The sequence below is a fragment of the Sporosarcina sp. D27 genome, assembly GCF_000586555.1.
Lineage (GTDB): Bacteria > Bacillota > Bacilli > Bacillales_A > Planococcaceae > Sporosarcina.
The window spans coordinates 1-249 of record NZ_AZUC01000004.1 but is presented as its reverse complement, the minus strand read 5'-3'; the positions used below and the strand labels follow the sequence as shown (position 1 = coordinate 249).

Annotated in this window: 1 rRNA gene; it reads left to right on the top strand. The window is 42.6% G+C overall.

Annotated features, from left to right (window positions below):
• Window positions 1-156: 156 nt before the first annotated feature.
• Window positions 157-249, top strand: a 16S ribosomal RNA gene (locus N693_RS0100075); the annotation flags it as partial.

The window sequence follows — 249 nt, the reverse complement described above, 5'->3', positions numbered from 1 at the left end:
AACAGAAACACTATGAACCTTGAAAACTGAACAGCAAAATGTCAACGAATTATCGTTTGGGAAACCGGTTCTGCCGGTGAACAAACACAAACAGATCTTAATCGATCTGATAGACATCTTAAATGATGCCAGTACGAATTGAGCAATCAATTCTCTTTTATGGAGAGTTTGATCCTGGCTCAGGACGAACGCTGGCGGCATGCCTAATACATGCAAGTCGAGCGAATTTCAAGGAGCTTGCTCCTTGAG